General features: G+C 73.1%; 15 protein-coding genes. 8 read left to right on the top strand and 7 right to left on the bottom strand.

Translation table 11 applies throughout. The features are described 5' to 3' along the window. Nucleotides 1-87: 87 nt before the first annotated feature. Both QSK15_RS28735 and QSK15_RS28730 read left to right on the top strand, forming a co-directional pair. Nucleotides 88-993 (top strand): alpha/beta hydrolase, encoded by a 906-nt coding sequence (locus QSK15_RS28735; RefSeq protein WP_285797184.1) that lies wholly within the window; start codon nt 88-90, stop codon nt 991-993. Next, nucleotides 990-2258, top strand: a complete 1269-nt coding sequence (locus tag QSK15_RS28730) for an acyltransferase family protein (protein WP_285797183.1) — start codon at nt 990-992, stop codon at nt 2256-2258. Before QSK15_RS28735 ends, QSK15_RS28730 begins: the two co-directional genes overlap by 4 nt. A gap of 387 nt (nt 2259-2645) precedes the next feature. On the opposite strand, the gene QSK15_RS28725 is transcribed toward QSK15_RS28730, so the two are convergent. From QSK15_RS28725 to QSK15_RS28715, 3 genes are read right to left on the bottom strand one after another with little or no spacing between them, the layout of a single operon-like run. Further along, on the bottom strand, nt 2646-3596 hold the full coding sequence (locus QSK15_RS28725; RefSeq protein ID WP_279518923.1) for a VWA domain-containing protein: 951 nt from the start codon (nt 3594-3596) through the stop codon (nt 2646-2648). Further along, nucleotides 3593-4594, bottom strand: a complete 1002-nt coding sequence (locus tag QSK15_RS28720; protein ID WP_285797182.1) for a DUF58 domain-containing protein — start codon at nt 4592-4594, stop codon at nt 3593-3595. Before QSK15_RS28720 ends, QSK15_RS28725 begins: the two co-directional genes overlap by 4 nt. Next, nucleotides 4573-5670 (bottom strand): AAA family ATPase, encoded by a 1098-nt coding sequence (locus QSK15_RS28715; protein ID WP_285797181.1) that lies wholly within the window; start codon nt 5668-5670, stop codon nt 4573-4575. The genes QSK15_RS28720 and QSK15_RS28715 overlap by 22 nt, the downstream gene beginning before the upstream one ends. Nucleotides 5671-5911: 241 nt before the next feature. Here QSK15_RS28715 and QSK15_RS28710 point away from each other — a divergent pair, with 241 nt between their 5' ends. The 3 genes from QSK15_RS28710 (at nt 5912) to QSK15_RS28700 (ending at nt 8584) form a co-directional block, all read left to right on the top strand. Next, on the top strand, nt 5912-6142 hold the full coding sequence (locus QSK15_RS28710) for a hypothetical protein (protein WP_030337808.1): 231 nt from the start codon (nt 5912-5914) through the stop codon (nt 6140-6142). 242 nt (nt 6143-6384) lie between these two features. Next, nucleotides 6385-6957, top strand: a complete 573-nt coding sequence (locus QSK15_RS28705; protein ID WP_502889660.1) for a PH domain-containing protein — start codon at nt 6385-6387, stop codon at nt 6955-6957. Nucleotides 6958-7000: 43 nt separating this feature from the next. Further along, the gene (locus QSK15_RS28700; protein ID WP_285797180.1) at nt 7001-8584 is read left to right on the top strand and encodes a PH domain-containing protein; all 1584 of its coding nucleotides are present in this window, start codon (nt 7001-7003) and stop codon (nt 8582-8584) included. Nucleotides 8585-8693: 109 nt separating this feature from the next. On the opposite strand, the gene QSK15_RS28695 is transcribed toward QSK15_RS28700, so the two are convergent. Continuing rightward, a complete protein-coding gene (locus tag QSK15_RS28695) occupies nt 8694-9779 on the bottom strand; it encodes a phosphatase PAP2 family protein (RefSeq protein ID WP_285797179.1) in 1086 nt (361 codons plus the stop codon). 137 nt (nt 9780-9916) lie between these two features. Here QSK15_RS28695 and QSK15_RS28690 point away from each other — a divergent pair, with 137 nt between their 5' ends. Both QSK15_RS28690 and QSK15_RS28685 read left to right on the top strand, forming a co-directional pair. Then, complete coding sequence (locus tag QSK15_RS28690; protein ID WP_285797178.1) at nt 9917-10321, top strand: thioesterase family protein; 405 nt, start codon at nt 9917-9919, stop codon at nt 10319-10321. Next, the gene (locus QSK15_RS28685; RefSeq protein WP_285797177.1) at nt 10318-11148 is read left to right on the top strand and encodes an MBL fold metallo-hydrolase; all 831 of its coding nucleotides are present in this window, start codon (nt 10318-10320) and stop codon (nt 11146-11148) included. The genes QSK15_RS28690 and QSK15_RS28685 overlap by 4 nt, the downstream gene beginning before the upstream one ends. Before the next feature lie 17 nt (nt 11149-11165). Here QSK15_RS28685 and QSK15_RS28680 read toward each other — a convergent pair whose 3' ends face one another. Both QSK15_RS28680 and QSK15_RS28675 read right to left on the bottom strand, forming a co-directional pair. Continuing rightward, a complete protein-coding gene (locus tag QSK15_RS28680; RefSeq protein WP_285797176.1) occupies nt 11166-12101 on the bottom strand; it encodes a PfkB family carbohydrate kinase in 936 nt (311 codons plus the stop codon). Nucleotides 12102-12214: 113 nt separating this feature from the next. Beyond that, the gene (locus QSK15_RS28675; RefSeq protein ID WP_285797175.1) at nt 12215-13423 is read right to left on the bottom strand and encodes an XdhC family protein; all 1209 of its coding nucleotides are present in this window, start codon (nt 13421-13423) and stop codon (nt 12215-12217) included. Between the two features lie 352 nt (nt 13424-13775). On the opposite strand from QSK15_RS28675, the gene QSK15_RS28670 reads away from it, so the two are divergent. Continuing rightward, nucleotides 13776-14870: a lytic polysaccharide monooxygenase gene (locus QSK15_RS28670; protein WP_285797174.1), complete on the top strand. Its 1095-nt coding sequence runs from the start codon at nt 13776-13778 to the stop codon at nt 14868-14870. A gap of 87 nt (nt 14871-14957) precedes the next feature. Here QSK15_RS28670 and asnB read toward each other — a convergent pair whose 3' ends face one another. After that, the gene (gene asnB / locus QSK15_RS28665; RefSeq protein ID WP_279518935.1) at nt 14958-16919 is read right to left on the bottom strand and encodes an asparagine synthase (glutamine-hydrolyzing); all 1962 of its coding nucleotides are present in this window, start codon (nt 16917-16919) and stop codon (nt 14958-14960) included. Nucleotides 16920-17020: the final 101 nt, after the last annotated feature.

The following is a 17020-nucleotide window of genomic DNA, read 5'->3' as shown; positions in this document are numbered from 1 at the left end:
AGCCCGGGAACGGCTCTGCGGCACGACGACCGGCCCTCGCCCCTGGGCGCACTCTCCCTCCGGACGACATTCCGGAGGGAGAACGTGATGCGACGACGAGGTGCCAGCCGGTTGGCGATGGCCGCGCTGCTCGGCGTGAACCTGGTCCTGCCGATCCCGGCCGGGCCGGCCACGGCGGCGGGATTCGTCGAGGCGTACCCGATGATGGCGGCGGCGATGCGCGCGGCCGGCCCCCCGTACGCGGACTGGGCAGCCGATGGACGCCGGTTCCTGCTGTTCGACGCGCGCGGTGACGGCCGCGCCGTCGAGGTGCTCGGCGACCTCGCCACCGCCGACCGGATCGCGGTGCTGGTGCCCGGGGTCGGCAGCACGCTCGCCGACTTCGACAGGGGGTTGGGTGGGGTGGCACGGCGGGCGCCCGCCGTGCAGGCCGGGCAGGTCTACCGGGAACTGCGGGCGACCGACCCGGCGGCGCGGGTCGCGGTGCTGGCCTGGCTGGGCTACGACCCGCCCGACGGGGTGCTGAGCGCCGCCGGTGGCGTCAGCGCCCGGCGCGGCGCGGCCGGGCTGGCCCCGCTGCTGCGGGAGCTGGCCGGGCGGCGTCCGGGCGCGACGATCACGCTGGTCGGGCACAGTTACGGGGCGCTGGTGGTGTCACTGGCGGCGGCGGACGCCCCGTCCCAGGTCACCGACGTGGTCAGCCTGGGTGGGGTGGGCGCTGGTGTGCAGCACGCCGACGACCTGCCCGGCGGGCGGCGGTTCTGGGCCGCCGAGGCGCCGACGGACTGGATCCGACGGGTCCCGCCGCTGCGGCTTCCCGGGTTGGGCTTCGGCCGGCGACCCGGCGACCCGGCGTTCGGCGCCCGACCGCTGCCGGTGGGCGGGGTGGCGGGGCACGACGGCTATCTCGCACCGGGCAGCGCCACACTGGTCGCGGTGGCGGCGGTCGTGCTGGACGGCGTCGACGCCGACCGGACCGGGGACGCCCGGTGAGCCGGGACCCTGCCATCGACGCGCTGCGGGCGTACGCCATCGGTGGGGTGGTGCTGGGGCACTGGCTGGTCACCGGCCTGGTGCTGACCGGCGACGGCGGGCTGCACCAGGCCAGTCCGTTGACCGCCCTGCCCGGCCTGGCCCCGCTGACCTGGGTGTTGCAGACGCTCGGGTTGTTCTTCTTCACCGCCGGGTTCGGCTCAGCCCGGTCGCTGGCCCGCCACCCGGGCGGTACGGGCGGTTGGCTGGCCGGTCGGCTGCGTCGGCTGCTGCTGCCCACCGTGGCGCTGCTCGGGGTGGGTGCCGCCGTCCTGCTCGCCGCCACCGTCGTCGGCACCTCCGACGACACGCTCGCCGTCGCGCTGCGGCTCGCGGTCAGCCCGCTGTGGTTCCTGCTACCTCTGGTGATCCTGGTCGCGTCGACCGGTCCGCTGCGTGCCGCCGTACGCCGCTGGGGTGTGCTGCGCTGCGCGACACCGGCGGTGGCCGTGGTGGCCGCGGCCGACCTGGCCATCCGCCTGGTGCCGGCCGCCAGCGACCTGCCCCCGGTCACCGTGCTGGCGGCCTGGTCGGTGCCGTACCTGCTGGGGGTGGCGCACGCCGACGGGTGGCTGCGGAGCCGGCGGGGCGGTGGCACGGCGGCGGCCGGTGGGGCGCTCGCGCTGGCGGCGCTGCTGGCGCTCGGTTATCCGGTGAGCGCGGTGGGGGTGCCCGGGGCCGGGGTGTCCAACCTGAACCCGCCGTCGCTGCTGGTCGTGGCGCTGGCGGTCACCCAGGTCGGGCTGGGGTTGCTGGCCCGGCCGGCGCTGCGACGGCTGCTGGCCCGGCCACTGCCGGGCCGGGCGGTGACCGCTGTGAACCGCTTCGCGGTCCGGATCTACCTGTGGCACCAGCCGGTCCTGGTGGCGGTGACGGCGCTCACCGCCCGCGGCGGGCTCGCCCTGCCCGGTCTGCACACCGTCCCGGACGACCTCGGGTGGGTGCTGGCCCGCTGCTGCTGGCTGCCGCTGCTCGCCGGGGTGCTGGTCACTGTCGTGCGGGTGGGTCAGCCGGGGTCGCCGCGCCGCCGAGGCGTCCGGGCTGGTGATCAGCGGCGTCGCCGACCGGGCGGTGGAGGGGCCGCCGACCGGTCGGCCGAGTGCGTTCCGCCGGCACCGCAGGTGTACGATCATCGACGTTCCGGCCCGCCCGACTTGCAGGAGGTGATCGCTGTGCGAGATAGCGATCCTCCCAGTCGTGGCCGGGCCGATGGTCAGTCCCGCTGAGCCACGACTCAGTCTGGTGAGCTGACCCCGATCCGCTCCCCACTCACGTCGGCACAGGCCGAGGTGAGTGCGCCGCGCCGCCCCAACCCGGGCGGTCGCCGGGAGCCGCCCGGTCACGACTTCGTGTGCGCGTCCCTACCCCCTGCGGTCCGCCCCCGCACGCGGACCGTCCAGCCGCCACCCGGAGCCGTCCATGAGCCGCTACGTCGCCCCGCTGGGCTTCACCCTCGCCGCCGTCTGGGTGGCCATCGTCTTCGTCCTCGCCGGCGGCGGCCACTGAGCTGGTCGCCGACCGGCGGCGATCACTGAGCTGCTCGTCCTTCGCAGCGGTGACCACCGGGTCGGTGCCGACCGGCGGCGGTGGGTGACCGCCGCCGGCCCCACCGCTCAGAGCATCCGCGACGACCACAGCAGGCTGAGCGCACCGGCGCAGAGGGCCAGCAGCAGCGCCACCCCGGCGTACCACTGGGTCACCTCACGCGGCTCGGTGCGGAACCCGATCGAGCTGCCCATGTCCTGATAGACCTGCTTCAGCTCGCTCACCGAGGCCGCCTCGTAGAAGTACCCCTCGGTGGTCTCGGCGAGGTCGGCGAGGGCCAACCGGTCCACCGGCACCCGCTGCAACTGCCCGCCGATGTCGACCTGGCCGGTGTCCGTGCCGAAGGCGATCGTGGAAACCGGGACGTTGGCGGCCTGCGCGGCCGCCGCCGCCTCCTCCACCGCCCGACCGGAGGTGCGGAAGCCGTCCGAGAGCAGCACGATCCGCGCCGGCGGGATACCCGCCGCGCCGTCGGCCGGCACCGACCGGATCGCCTCCAGGCAGGTGAACACCGCCTCACCGGTCGCTGTCGCCTCGGCCAGCACCAGCCCGTCGATGGCGCTGGTCACCGCGTCGCGGTCCTTGCCCGGCGGCACCAGCACGTTGGCCGCCTTGGCGAACGACACGAGGCCCAGGTTGTAGCTCTCCGGCAGCTCACTGACGAACTGCTTGGCGGCCTCCTGGGCCGCCTCCAGGCGGTTCGGTGACACGTCGTCGGCCTGCATCGACAACGACACGTCGATGGCGAGCATCACGGTCGCCCGCTCCAGCGGCTCCTTGGTGTCGACAGCGGGCCGGGCCAGCGCGGTGGCCAACACCAGCAGGCAGAGCAGGAACGCGGTCGCCGGGACGTGCCGACGCCAACCCAGGCCCTTCGGCGCCACCGTCCGCAACAGGTCCACATTGGTGAACCGCATCGCGTACGCCCGGCGGTGCAGCTGCCGCCAGACGTAGAACGCGGCGAGGGCGAACACCGGCAGCACGGCCAGCAGCCACCACGGTTGCAGAAAACGGATCATCGTGTCGTCCCCCGGGTGCGTGCGTGCCGTTGCGCGGCCACGAATCGCACCATGTCCAGCAGCCAGTCTCGGTCGGTACGCAGACGCAGGTGGGCCGCACCGGCGCCGCGCAGGGCGGCGGCGATGGTGGCCCGTTGGGCGGTGGCCGCGTCGGCGTAGCGCTGCCGCAGCCGTGGGTCGGCGGTCTGCACCTCGTGCAGTTCGCCGCTCTCCGGGTCGACCACCGGCAACACGCCCACGTCGGGCAGTTCCAGCTCACGCGGGTCGACCACCTCGATCGCCAGCACGTCGTGCCGGACGCGCAGCTTACGCATCGGCCGGGCCCACTGCTCGGCCGGCGCGAGGAAGTCCGAGACGACCACTGCCACCCCACGGCGGCGGGGCGGACGGTTGAGCATCTCGATCAGCGCGCCCAGATCACCACGGCCGGGCTGGATGGCGGTGCCGGCGACGGCACGCAAGAGACCCTGCGCCTCCTTGCGCCCGGAGCGGGCCGGCAGCCGGGTGAGCACCCCCGGCCCCGGCGACGCTGCTCTGCCCCGCCAGCGTCGGGCCGGCGCGGACACCCCGCCGCCGGTGCCGATCACGGCGCCGATCCGGTTACCTCCGCGCACGGTCAGGTGGGTGATGGCAGCGGCGGCGGCCACCACGACCTCCCGCTTGAGCCACTGCCCGGTGCCGAAGTCCAGGCTGGCGGAGAGGTCCAGCGCGAGCCAGGTCTCCAGTTCCCGGTCGGCGACCGTACGCCGCACGTGCGGTGTGGTCGTGCGTGCCGTGACCGGCCAGTCCATCCGACGCACGTCGTCGCCGGGGCGGTACTCCCGGGACTCCCCCGCCTCACTGCCCGGTCCGGGCAGCAGGCCGGCGTAGTCGCCCTGGAGCAGACCGTCGAGTTTGCGGGTGACGAGCAGCTGAAGCCGGGACAGCACGGCCTCGCTGCGGTCGGCGAGGGGGGCCGGACGAGGGGTGGGTGAGGTCACGGCCGCTGCCCGGGCCAACCAGCGCCCGGCGGCGGCGCGATCGAGGGCGGGGTGGCCTGCTGCCGGGGCGCGACCGCGGGAAGCGGGATCGTCGACATCACCCGCTGCACGATGTGGTCGGCGGGCACGTCGTCGGCGAGCGCGTCGTAGCTGAGCACCAACCGGTGCCGCAGGATGTCCGGCGCGATGTCCTGCACGTCCTGCGGCAGCGCGTAGTCCCGCCCGCGCAGCAGCGCCAGGGCGCGGGTCGCCCGGACCAGACCCAGCGAGGCGCGCGGGCTGGCACCGTACTGGATCAGTTGCGCGACGTCGGGCATGCCGTGCTCGGCCGGGGCGCGGGTGGCCAGCACCAACCGGACCGCGTAGTCGACCAGGGCGTTGTGCACGAAGACCTGGTCCGCCTTGCGTTGCAGGGCGATCAGGTCCGGGGTGTCGAACACCGCGGTCGGCTCGGGCGCGGCCACGCCCATCCGGTAGACGATCTCCCGCTCCTCCGCGTCGGTCGGATAGCCCACCACGATCTTCATGAGGAACCGGTCCCGTTGCGCCTCCGGCAGCGGGTAGACGCCCTCCTGCTCGATCGGGTTCTGGGTGGCCATCACCAGGAACGGGTCGGGCACCCGATGGCTCTCGCCGCCGATGGACACCTGCCGCTCGCTCATCACCTCCAGCAGCGCGGACTGCACCTTCGCCGGCGCCCGGTTGATCTCGTCGGCGAGCAGGAAGTTGACGAAGACCGGCCCCAGCTCGACGTCGAACTTCTCGCTCGACTGCCGGTAGATCCGGGTGCCCATGATGTCGGCGGGCACCAGGTCCGGGGTGAACTGCACCCGGGCGAAGGACCCCCCGACGACCTTGGCGAGGGTTTCCACCGCCAGGGTCTTGGCCACCCCGGGCACGCCTTCGAGCAGGCAGTGACCGCGGGCGAGCAGCGCGACGAACATCCGCTCGACCATCCGGTCCTGCCCGACGATCACGCGTTTGATCTCGAACAGCGCCTTTTCCAGCAGGGTGGCGTCCTGCGCGGGTGTGGTCACCGGCGCAGGTGCCGCGCCGTTCGGCGTCGGGGCGTCGGGCATGGTCGGCTGGGCCACCGGTCCTCCACAGCGTTTGTCGGTCGTCGCGGCTTGTGCGGTATCAAGACTCGCACGCCTTGCTGAGTGTCGAGGTGGGGAGAAGCCGATTTTGGCCGCGCCGTCACCAGCGGCCGAATTGCGCATCGCGGGTGTGCGCGGACCGGCCCGCCGCGTGTACGATTCACCCCGTCGCCGGGCGGCTCCCCCCGTGGTCGCCCGGCGCTCAACCTCTCCGTCCCGCCGCCCTAGACTGGCCGGGATGAGCATTCCCTCCCCCGCCGACGAGGCCCTGGTCTGTTCGGCCCGCGGCTGCCGGTCGGCCGCCGTCTGGGTGCTGGAGTGGAACAATCCCCGTCTGCACGACCCCGATCGGCGCAAGACCTGGTTGGCCTGCGACGAGCACCGGGGCAGCCTCGGTGACTTCCTGGACGCCCGAGGCTTCCTGCGTGCCGTCACTCCGGTGCCCGGATCGCCTACGCTCGACCTGTGAGCGGCGACCCTCCGGCTTCCCCCGGCCCCACTTCTCCGTCCTGGCCGCCCACCCCGGCCGCCACCCCTCCCGGCGTCGATCCGCCGCCCGGCGCGTTCCCGGCGCCGGGCACGCTCGGCCCCGAGCCCGCCGCGCCGGATGTCGCGACGCCCGCCCCACTGCCACCGGGCGCGCTGCCGCCCGGTCACCGACCGACATCCGGTGCCGACCAACGCGCGCCCGAACTGCCACCCCCCGGTCTCCTGCCGGCCGACCCCGGCGCGTCCGGGGCTCGCCCGTCCGACCCCGGCGCGTCCGGGCCGCTGCTGACGGCGGCGCCAGGTGGTCGGGGTCCGCTGGAGCCCTGGCCGGACACCGTCAACTGGCAGCCGATCTCCACCGACCTGATCTGGGTGGAGCTGATCCGGCTGGCGGTCGTGGTCGCCATCGGGCTGGCGGTGACGGCGGTCGGCTGGGCCCTCAGCGGCCACTGGCTGTTCGGGCTCGCCGTCGCCGTGGTGCTGGTGCTCGGCGCGTGGCGGGCCGTCGCGATCGTCCGCGCCGTCCGCGCCTGGGGGTACACCGAGCGGGAGAACGACCTGTTGGTCCGGCACGGGCTGCTGGTCCGCCGGCTCTCCATCGTTCCGTATTCGCGAATGCAGTTCGTCGACGTGAGCGCCGGGCCGTTGGAGCGCGCCTTCGACCTGGCCACCGTGCAGTTGCACACCGCGGCGGCGGCCAGCGACGCCCGGGTGCCCGGGCTGCGGCCGGCGGAGGCGTCCCGGCTGCGCGACCGGCTCACCGCGCTCGGCGAGGACCGGGCGGAGGGGCTGTGAACACCCGCGCGGACAACCGCCGATCGCGCCGAGGGCCGCGCCGATGAGCGACGGACCCGCCGAGCGGAGCACCGTGCCACCCACCGGCCCGACGCCACCGGGTCCGGTGCTGCCCACCGGAACGGCACCCGGCGGCCCGCCGTTCGCCGACCCATCCGGTGGCCCGCCGTTCGCTGAGACACCTGGCGGCCAACCGTTCGCTGGCGCGCCTGGTGGCCCGCCGTTCGCCGGTGCGGCGTCGTCCGGGCCGGTGCCGCCGGGGGTGCCCGCGCCGTGGTCGGGACCACCGGGTGGCGGCGTCGGCGAGCCCCGGCAGCGGCTGCATCCGCTCAGCCCGGTGCTGCACGGCGCCAAGTCCCTGGTCGTGGTGATCGCCGGGCTGTCCTGGTCGACGCTGTCCCGAGTGGGCTTCGGCTGGTTCGCCGTCACGGTGGCGGTGCTGGCGCTCGGCGCGACGGTGCTGTCGGTGATCAGTTGGTACAACACCGGCTACCACGTGGTGGGCCGGGAGCTTCGGGTGTACGAAGGGCTGCTCTGGCGGCGTACCCGGGCCATCCCGTTGGAACGGTTGCAGGCCGTGGAGGTGGTCCGGCCCCTGCTCGCGCAGCTCACCGGCCTGGCCGAGCTGCGTCTGGAGGTGGTCGGCGGCGGCAAGACCGAGGCGCCACTGGCGTACCTCGGGGTGGCCGACGCGACAGTGCTGCGCGAGCGCCTGCTGGCGCTGGCCGGGCGGGTGGCGCAGCCGCCCCCGCCCGGCGACGCGGCGACCCCGGTCACCCCGGGTGCGACGGCGCCGCCGCCGGCCGTGCCGGGCCGGCCACTGCACGCGGTACGCAACCAGAACCTGCTGATCAGCCAGCTACTCACCCCGCAGGCGTTCCTGCTCCCGTTCGGTGTGGCGTTCGTCGTGGTGCAGTTCCTCACCGCCGGCTCATGGTCGTTCGTCGCGGTGGCGAGCACCCTGACCGCGATGGCGGGTGTCCTGCTGCAACCGATCCGCCGGGTGCTCGACGACTGGAACTTCCGGCTGGCCCGCGACCGCGGCACGCTGCGGGTGCACAACGGCCTGCTGGAGACGCGCGCGCAGACCGTGCCGCTGGAGCGGGTGCAGACCGTGCGGGCCACCTGGCCGCTGCTGTGGCGGGTGAAGGGCTGGCTGCGGCTGCGGCTGGAGGTGGCCGGTTACTCCGTCGCGGAGGCCGACGACCGCAACCGGCCCGACCGGCTGCTGCCCGTCGGCGACCTGCCGACGGCGACGATGATCGTCGCCGAGGTGCTTCCCGGGGTACGCCTCGACGCGCTCCCGTTGAGCCCACCACCACCGCGAACCCGTTGGCTACACCCGCTGGGCCGTACCGCGTTCGGCGCGGGGCTGTTCGAGGGGGTGTTCGCCACCCGGTCCGGGCTGCTCACCCGACAACTGGTGATCGTGCCGTACGCCCGGATCCAGAGCGTGCGGGTGGTCCAGGGGCCGATCCAGCGCCGTCTGGGCCTGGCCTCCGTCCACGCGGACACCGCTGGCGGCTCCGGCGCCACCGCCCAGGACCGCGACCTGGCCGAGGCCTGGGCCCTGGCCGCCGACCTGACCACCAGAGCCCACCAGGCCCGCACCCACCCCCACCCCTGACCACCCCCACCCGCCTCGCCTGGTTGATCATGAAGTTATTGCTCCGACACGCCGTGCCGGAGGGCAATAACTTCATGATCAACGGGCCCGGGGGCCGGAGGGTGGGTGGTTAGTGGTCGGCGGGGACTGAGGCGGGGGTGGTGGGGTCTGGTTCGCGGGGGGTGGGGGGTTCCGGCTGGTTGGTCGGGGGGTCGGTCGGGGTCGGTGGGGGTTCCTTGGCCTGTTCCGACCTCGCGCTCGGGTGGCGGGCGCGCCACGCCGCCCAGCCGCGCTCGGCCAGACCGACCACCAGGAAGGTCATCCCCACGTACGCCCAGCCGACCAGCACGTCGATCACGTAGTGCTCACCCGAGTAGACCAGGGTGAAGGTCATCGCCAGCGGGTACGCGAGCAGCAGCGGCCACCAGCGACGACGGGTGGCGGTCAGGAAGAACAGCACCACGAACAGCGCCCACGCGGTGTGCAGCGAGGGCATCGCGGCGACCGGGTTGGAGGCGATCTGGCCGGCGTTGAGGACGTTGCCGGCGCCGTGCATGCCGAACGCCTTCCAACCCCGGGTCGAGATCCGGGCGACCTCGGTGAGCAGGCCGTTCTGCGCCGCCCACCAGGGTGGGGCGGCCGGGTAGACGAAGTAGGTGACCAGGCCGGCCGCGCAGAGGAAACCCCAGCGCCGCATGTACGCCGCCCAGCGGTGCCGGTCGCGGATCCAGAGCACCGCGGCGGCGGCCAGCGCCACCACGAAGTGGGAGAAGTACACCCAGCTCGCCGCGACGTCCCACCAGTGCACCTGCGGGTGGTAGAGGTGCTCCTGCAACCAGACGGTGGGCACCTCACCGCCGGTGGCCCAGCCGAACATGAACCGGTCGGCGACGATCAGCTCCATCGCGTGCGGCGTCGCCCCGTTGTCGGCGAACCCGCGCGAGAGGTTGTACACCACGAACAGCAGCACCACCGGCACCCAGTCCCGGGCGAAGCGCAGATGACTGCGCCAGGGCCGTTCGCTGTTCCAGGCGATGGTCGCGGCCCAGATCCAGACGAAGGCGTACGCCGGGTCGGTGGGCAGGCCGATGGCCAGCCACGCGGCGACGAAGGCGACCGCCCAGACGGTCATGGCGACGATGCGCCGACGACCCCCGTCCGGGGACGCGGGCGGGTCGGTCCGGGCGGGGGGCTGGGGGTCAGTCACGACGGCCATCGGGGTCAAGGTTAACGACGGGGGCGGCATCGACCGACGGGGACCACCTGGCGGGGTCGTGCACAGGTGGGCGAGCGGGCGGTTCCGGATCCCCGGCCGCTTGGTCGGCGGGCCCGGTTAGCACCTAGGCTGACGCCATGCAGGAGCAGCCGGAGCCGGCCTTCGTGCCGGGTGTGACCGCCCAGGTCGAGTTGACGGTCACCGACGCGGACACCGCCCAGGCGGTCGGTTCCGGGGACGTGCCGGTGCTGGGCACTCCCCGGGTGCTGGCGCTGGCCGAGGCGGCCACCGTCGCGGCGACGGCAACCGGGATGCCGCCCGGTTCGACGACGGTGGGCACCCGGGTCGAGTTGGAGCACCTGGCGCCGACGGTGGTCGGCCGGACGGTCCGCGCGCAGGCACTGCTGGCGGCCGTCGACGGCCGCCGGTTGTCGTTCGAGGTCACGGTCAGCGACGGGGACCAGACGGTGGCCCGGGGTCTGGTGGAACGGATCCTCGTCGACCGGGCACGTTTCGTCGAGCGCGCCGGGCGGGCGTCGTGACCGTCGGTTTCGTCGAGGTCGCCGACCGGGTCTACGTGCTGGCCGAGCCGCTGCTGCGGGTCAACGTCACACTGGTCGTCGGCGACGACGGGGCGCTGGTGGTCGACACGCTCTCGTCGGCCGCCCAGGCCACCGAGCTGGCCGGGGCCGTCCGGGCGGTCACCGACCGTCCGTTGACGCTGGTCAACACCCATCACCACTACGACCACTGCTTCGGCAACGCGGTACTGGCCGGCGAGCCACCCCGCCCGGTGTACGCGCACGAGCTGGCCGCCACCGCCCTGCGCGACGAGCCGGAGCGGCTGCGCCGGGAGGCGTACGAGGAGTTGCGGACGCAGCATCCGACGCTCGCCGCCGAGCTGGCCGACACCCCACTGCTCGCCCCGACGCACACCGTGCACGTCGAGACCGTCCTGGACCTGGGCGGCCGACGGGTGCTGCTGCGACACCCGGGGCGGGGGCACACCGAGGCAGACCTGGTGGTGCACGTGCCGGACGCCGACGTGCTGGTCGCCGGGGACCTGGTGGAGCAGAGCGGACCGCCCGCCTTCGAGGACTCGTACCCCCTGCAGTGGCCGGACGCGGTCGCGGACCTGCTGCGGCTGACCACCGCGCGCACCGTGGTGGTCCCGGGCCACGGCGATCCGGTGGACGTCGAGTTCGTCCGGGCCCAGCACGCGGAGCTGGCGAAGCTGGCCTGGCTGATCCGGGCGGCGCACACCGGAAGCGCCCCGCCGGAGCGGGTGGCCGCCGAGGCCCCGTTCGGCGCCCGTCCCGCCCTGGTCGCCGCCCACCGCGGCTACCTCGAACTGACCGGCACGGCCTGACCGGCCCCCCAGAGGGATCAGGTGCGGAAGCGGTTGTGCACGGCGGCGCGGGTGGGCATGGCGGTGGCACCGCCCGGGGACTCGCAGACCAGGCCCGCCACCCGCAGCGCGAAGGCCACCCGGTCGGCCCAGCCTGACGGGTCCTCCGGTTCGCCGTCGACGAGCAGGTCGGCGATGAGCGCGGCCATCACCGAGTCGCCCGCACCGGTGGCGTCGATCGCGTTGACGGTGGGGGCCGGCACTCGGACCGGGTCGGCGTCGGCGGCTGCCAGTACCGCGCCGGCCGCGCCGAGCGTCACCACCACCGTGGCCGCCCCCAACTCGCGCAGGTACGCCGCCACCCCCTCCACCGGCTCACCGGGATAGAGCAGGACGGCGTCGGCGGCGCTCAGCTTGACCAGGTGCGCTCCGGCGGCGAACTCCGCCACCACCTCGCGTAGCCCTTCCAGCGCATCCGGCCCGTTCAGCAGCCGGGGACGGACGTTCGGGTCGAAGACCCGCAGGCCGGTGGCGAGCGACCAGGCACGTCGGGCAGCGGCCAGCGTGCCGGGTTGGAGCAGCACGATCGAGCCGCAGTAGAGCACGTCGGCACCCTCCAGCAGCGCCAGCTCCAGATCGTCGGGGCCGAGCAGTCCGTAGGAGGCCGGTTCGCCGTAGAAACGGAAGTCCGGTTCCGGCCCGGCGTACGTGACGACCGCCAGCGTGGTCGGCGCGGGCACCGTGATCGCACCGGCCACCCCGACGTCGGCTGCGGTGAGGAACGAGCGGATCCGGCCGCCCAGCGCGTCATCACCGAGCGAGCCGACGAACTGTGCCGCGCCGCCCAGTCGGGCCACCCCGACCGCGACGTTGAGCGGCCCGCCGCCGATGGCCTGCCGGTAGACCCGCTCACCGTCCAACTCGGTGTCGAGCAGGTCGACGAGCGCTTCGCCGAGCACCACCGCGTATCCCATGCCGTTCCTCTCGTCGTCGCCACCGGCCGCCGCTCGCCGAATCGATCGCCGTGGCACCAGGCTGGCACAGCGCGCGCCGCGATGGGCGCCGAAGGCCCGGCACCGACGGCGCGCTACCCCGACCGGTGGATCGGCCCGTCGAGCGCGGCGAGCGGGCGGCCGGTGCCGCCCCACCGGGCCGCGACGATCTGCGCGGCCACACTCACCGCGGTCTCCTCAGGGGTACGACCACCGAGGTCCAACCCGATCGGGGAGGCGAGCCGGGACAGCTGCTCCGCGCTGAGCCCTGCCTCGGTCAGAAGCTTCTGCCGCTCGTCGTGGGTGCGCCGTGAGCCCATCGCGCCGACGTACCCCAGCGGGTGGCGCAGCGCCAGCTCCAGCAACGGCACGTCGAACTTCGGGTCGTGGGTGAGCACGCACACCACCGTGCGCCCGTCGAGTCGACCGGCCGCCACCTCGGTAGCCAGGTAGCGGTGCGGCCACTGAACCACCACCTCGTCCGCCTCGGGAAAGCGCCGCGCGGTGGCGAAGACCCGCCGGGCGTCGCAGACGGTGACCCGGTAGCCGAGGAACGCTCCGATCCGGGCCACCGCGGCAGCGAAGTCGATCGCCCCGAAGACGATCATCCGGGGTGGGGTGGCGTACGTGGTCACGAAGAGACTGACGCCGCTGCCTCGGCGCTGCCCGCGGTATCCGTACCGGAGCATCCCGCCGCGCCCGGCGGCGAGCAGCCCGAGGGCGTCGGCGCTCGCGGCGTCGTCGAGCCGGTCGTCGCCGAGCGAGCCGACGCAGCGCTGGCCGGTCAGCACCAGCCGCCGGCCGAGCCGCCGGGCCGGGTCGCTCGCCCCGGCGTGGTCAGCGGCGACCGGCGGATCATGGGGCCCGGCCGGTCGACTGTCAGCGTCGGCGGTCGGTGGGTTGGTGGCGTCGGCGGCGACGCAGGTGACGACTGCCGCCGGCTGGCCGTCGCGGCGGGCGGCGGCGACCGCGTCCAGCGCCGGCAGGGCGCTCGCGTCGACGCGCTCGACGAACACGTCGAGGATGCCGCCGCAGGTCAGGCCAACGGCGTACGCATCATTGTCGCTGATCCCGTAGCGGCGCAGCTCGGGTTGGCCGGTGTCGAGCACCCGGCGGGCCCGTTCGTAGAGATCCGCCTCGACGCAGCCGCCGGAGACGCTGCCGACGACGGTGCCGTCGGTCGTGACCACCATGGCGGCGCCGGGTGGCTGGGGGGCGGATTGCCAGGTGGCCACGACGGTGGCCAGCGCGACCGGCTCGCCGTCGCGGCACCGGCGGTGCACCTCGTCGAACACGTCCGGCACCGGCGGCCGCCTCTCCGTTCCCGCTCCCCGTAGGCAGGATATGGCGTTCAACGGCGAACGGCGGGTCTTCTCCTGCATCGAGCAATGCCTATTGCGCCCGGCGGGTACGGCATGGTGGGATGACGCGTACCGGGCGGTGCGAGGGCTGCGGCGCCGCCGGTTGCCGGGTTGGTTGGACGCGAGGGCACCGGTCCAGGACAGGACCGTCGACGGCGCACGTCCACCGGCTGATTCCGCCGGGGCACGTCGCTGTGATCGTCGCACCGCTCACGACAGCGGGGCGATCAGGCCACATCCCACCCGATTGCGGCGAGGCGGCTCAGGCAGCGCGCCTCGCGAGTCAGGAGAACCCGTGAATCGTTCCCGTACGGCCGCGTTACTCACCGCGGCCGTGACCCTCGCGCTGGGCGCTGTCGCCGTGGCGTCCAGTCCGGCCGCCGCGCACGGCGCGGCGATGACGCCGGGCAGCCGCACGTACCTGTGCTGGCAGGACGGCCGCAGCCAGACCGGTGAGATCAGGCCGAACAACCCCGCGTGCTCCGCTGCCGTGGCGCAGAGCGGGGCGAACTCGCTCTACAACTGGTTCAGCGTGCTGCGCTCCGACGCGGGTGGCCGGACCACCGGCTTCATCCCGGACGGGCAACTGTGCAGCGGCGGCAACTCCAGTTTCCGCGGCTACGACCTGCCCCGCACCGACTGGCCGCTGACCCACCTGACCGCCGGGGCGCGGTTGGACTTCAAGTACAGCAACTGGGCGCACCACCCGGGCACGTTCTACTTCTACGTCACGAAGGACAGCTGGAGCCCGACCCGGGCGCTGGCCTGGAGTGACCTGGAGCAGCCGTTCCTCACGGTGACCAACCCGCCGCAGCGTGGGGCGGTCGGCACCAACGACGGGCACTACTACTTCAGCGGCAACCTGCCGTCGGGTAAGAGTGGCCGGCACATCATCTACTCCCGTTGGGTCCGCTCGGACTCGCAGGAGAACTTCTTCGGTTGCTCCGACGTGACCTTCGACGGCGGCAGCGGCCAGGTCACCGGCGTGGGTCCGGGTGGTACGCCGACCGACCCGCCGCCCACCACCCCGCCGCCGACCGACCCGCCGCCCACCGACCCGCCGCCGACCACCCCGCCGCCGACCGGCGGTGCCTGCATGGCCTCCTACAAGGTGAGCAGCTCCTGGCAGGGCGGCTTCCAGGGCGAGGTCACGATCATGAATCACGGCAGCACGCCGTTCTCCGGTTGGACCGCGAGCTGGACCTGGCCCAACGGGCAATCGATCAGTCAGATCTGGGGTGCCACCCAGACGTCGTCCGGTTCGACGGTGACAGCGACGAACGTCGCGTACAACGGCACCGTCGCACCGAACGGCACAACGACGTTCGGCTTCCTGGCCAGCAGCACAGGAACGAACGGGCTTCCCACTGTCACCTGCACCGGCCGCTGACCACCACCTGAAATGATCAAGAGGTTTGCGTCATCCGGAGTGCTTCCGGTGACGCAAACCTCTTGATCGACAGGGGTGGGGCGTGGGTCAGCGGACCATGGAGCCGACCACCGGCTTCGTGAGCAGCGCGGACTGGTTGCGCTGGATTCCCGGGTCGAGCGTCTTGGCCACGAAGATCGCGTGCCAGATGCAGAAGATCAGCACCGTCCACACCTTGCGGGAGTGGTCGGCCTCCTCCCGCTTGTGCTCGTCGAGCAGCCGCAGCGCGTACGAGAGGTCGAGCAGATCGCCCGCACCCGACGTGCTGAGCACGTGCCGGGCCCACTCGTACATCTCGCCGCGCAACCAGACCCGGGTGGGGGTCGGGAAGCCGAGCTTCTTGCGGTTGACGATGGCCGGCGGCACGACACCCTGCAACGCCTGACGCATCGCGTACTTGGTGGCGTCGGAGCGGGGCGGCAGCTTCAGGTCGACCGGGATCTTCGCCGCGACGTCGAAGACCTCACGGTCCAGGAACGGCACCCGCACCTCCAGCGAGTGCGACATCGAGATCCGGTCGGCCTTCACCAGGATGTCGCCGCGCAGCCAGGTGTAGAGGTCGACGTACTGCATCTTGGTGACGTCGTCCAGCTCTGTGCACTCGGCGTAGATCGGGGCGGTGACATCCGTGTAGCGCACCGAGGGGTCGTAGCGGCGCATCAGCTGCTGCTTCTCCTCCTCGGTGAACATCCGGGCGTTGCCGTAGTAACGCTCCTCGATCGGGGTGGTGCCGCGCTCCAGGAAGCTCTTGCCCTTGACCCCCTGCGGGATCGCCTTGGAGACCGCGCGCAGCCCCTTCTGCACCCCGCCGGGCAGGCCGTTGACGGTGCCCAGCGACAGCGGCTCCCGGTAGATCGTGTAGCCGCCGAAGAACTCGTCCGCGCCCTCACCGGAGAGCACCACCGTGACGTGCTCGGCGGCCTTCTTCGCCACGAAGTAGAGCGGCACCAGCGCCGGGTCGGCCACCGGGTCGTCCAGGTGCCACACGATCTTCGGCAGCGCGTCGATCATGTCCTGCGGACCGATCTTGGTGGGGATCGTGGTGACGTCCAGGTGCCGGGCCGAGTCCTGCGCGACGTCGATCTCCGAGTAACCCGGCACGTCGTAGCCGACGGTGAAGGTGAGGATGTTCGGGTTGAACTCCCGGGCCAGCGCCACCACAGCCGTCGAGTCGATGCCGCTGGACAGGAACGAGCCGACCGGCACGTCCGAGCGCATGTGCATGCGCACGCTCTCCCGCAGCGTCTCCCGGATCTCGTGGTAGAGCTTCTGCTCGTCGTCCACCGGCGCCGGCCGGAACACCGGCCGGTACCACCGGCGCACGTCGATCCGCCCGCCCGGGGTCCAGTTCAGGTACTCCCCCGAGCCGATCCGGCTGATCCCCTTGTGCAGGGTGCCCGGCTCGGGGACGTACTGCAGGGTCAGGTAGTGGCTCAGGTTGGCCGTGTCGACGCCCGCGTCGCCCTGGTAGTTGCTGTGCGCGAACGGCAGCAGCGCCTTCTTCTCCGAGGCCAGGTAGAGGCCGTCGGCGGTCTCCAGGTAGTGCATCGGCTTGATGCCGAAGTAGTCACGGGCACCGAACGCCCGGCGTTCCTGCCGGTCCCAGATGACGAAGGCGAACATGCCCCGCAGCCGGGTGAGCACCTGCTCACCCCAGAAGTGGTAGCCCGCGACGATCACCTCGCCGTCACCGGCGGTCGCGAACTGGGCACCGAAGTTCCTGATCAACTCCTCGCGCAGCTCGATGTAGTTGTAGATCTCGCCGTTGAACGTCAGCAGGTAACGGCCGTTCGCGTAGGGCAGTGGCTCGTGGCTCGACGCGACGTCGATGATGGCCAGCCGCTTGTGGGCGAACACGCCGTCCGCGTACCGGCCGGAGGCGTCGCCGACCACCTCGACCCCGGTCTCGTCGGGGCCGCGGTGGTGCAGGCATTCCAACGCTCCGGCGATGTGGTCGCGGTGCGCGGCGGCGTTGCCGTTCGCGCTGAAGAAGGCCAGAAGTCCGCACATGGTCGTCATCTTTCCACGCGCGCTGTCGGCCCTCGCAGCCGTCCGTCGATCCACCGACTCCCGGGGGGCGTTACGGCCAACCGAACGCGCGGTACCGTCGG

The sequence above is a fragment of the Micromonospora sp. NBRC 107095 genome, assembly GCF_030269705.1.
Taxonomy (GTDB): Bacteria; Actinomycetota; Actinomycetes; order Mycobacteriales; family Micromonosporaceae; genus Micromonospora; species Micromonospora parva.
The sequence above is the reverse complement of the archived record's forward strand: the minus strand, read 5'-3'. Positions and strand labels throughout refer to the sequence as shown.

Coding starts and splice junctions, on each gene's coding strand:
- QSK15_RS28735 (WP_285797184.1), top strand. CDS start 88: ATGCGACGACGAGGTGCCAGCCGGTTGGCGATGGCCGCGCTGCTCGGC.
- QSK15_RS28725 (WP_279518923.1), bottom strand. CDS start 3,596: ATGATCCGTTTTCTGCAACCGTGGTGGCTGCTGGCCGTGCTGCCGGTG.
- QSK15_RS28710 (WP_030337808.1), top strand. CDS start 5,912: ATGAGCATTCCCTCCCCCGCCGACGAGGCCCTGGTCTGTTCGGCCCGC.
- QSK15_RS28700 (WP_285797180.1), top strand. CDS start 7,001: ATGAGCGACGGACCCGCCGAGCGGAGCACCGTGCCACCCACCGGCCCG.
- QSK15_RS28695 (WP_285797179.1), bottom strand. CDS start 9,779: ATGGCCGTCGTGACTGACCCCCAGCCCCCCGCCCGGACCGACCCGCCC.
- QSK15_RS28690 (WP_285797178.1), top strand. CDS start 9,917: ATGCAGGAGCAGCCGGAGCCGGCCTTCGTGCCGGGTGTGACCGCCCAG.
- QSK15_RS28680 (WP_285797176.1), bottom strand. CDS start 12,101: ATGGGATACGCGGTGGTGCTCGGCGAAGCGCTCGTCGACCTGCTCGAC.
- asnB (WP_279518935.1), bottom strand. CDS start 16,919: ATGTGCGGACTTCTGGCCTTCTTCAGCGCGAACGGCAACGCCGCCGCG.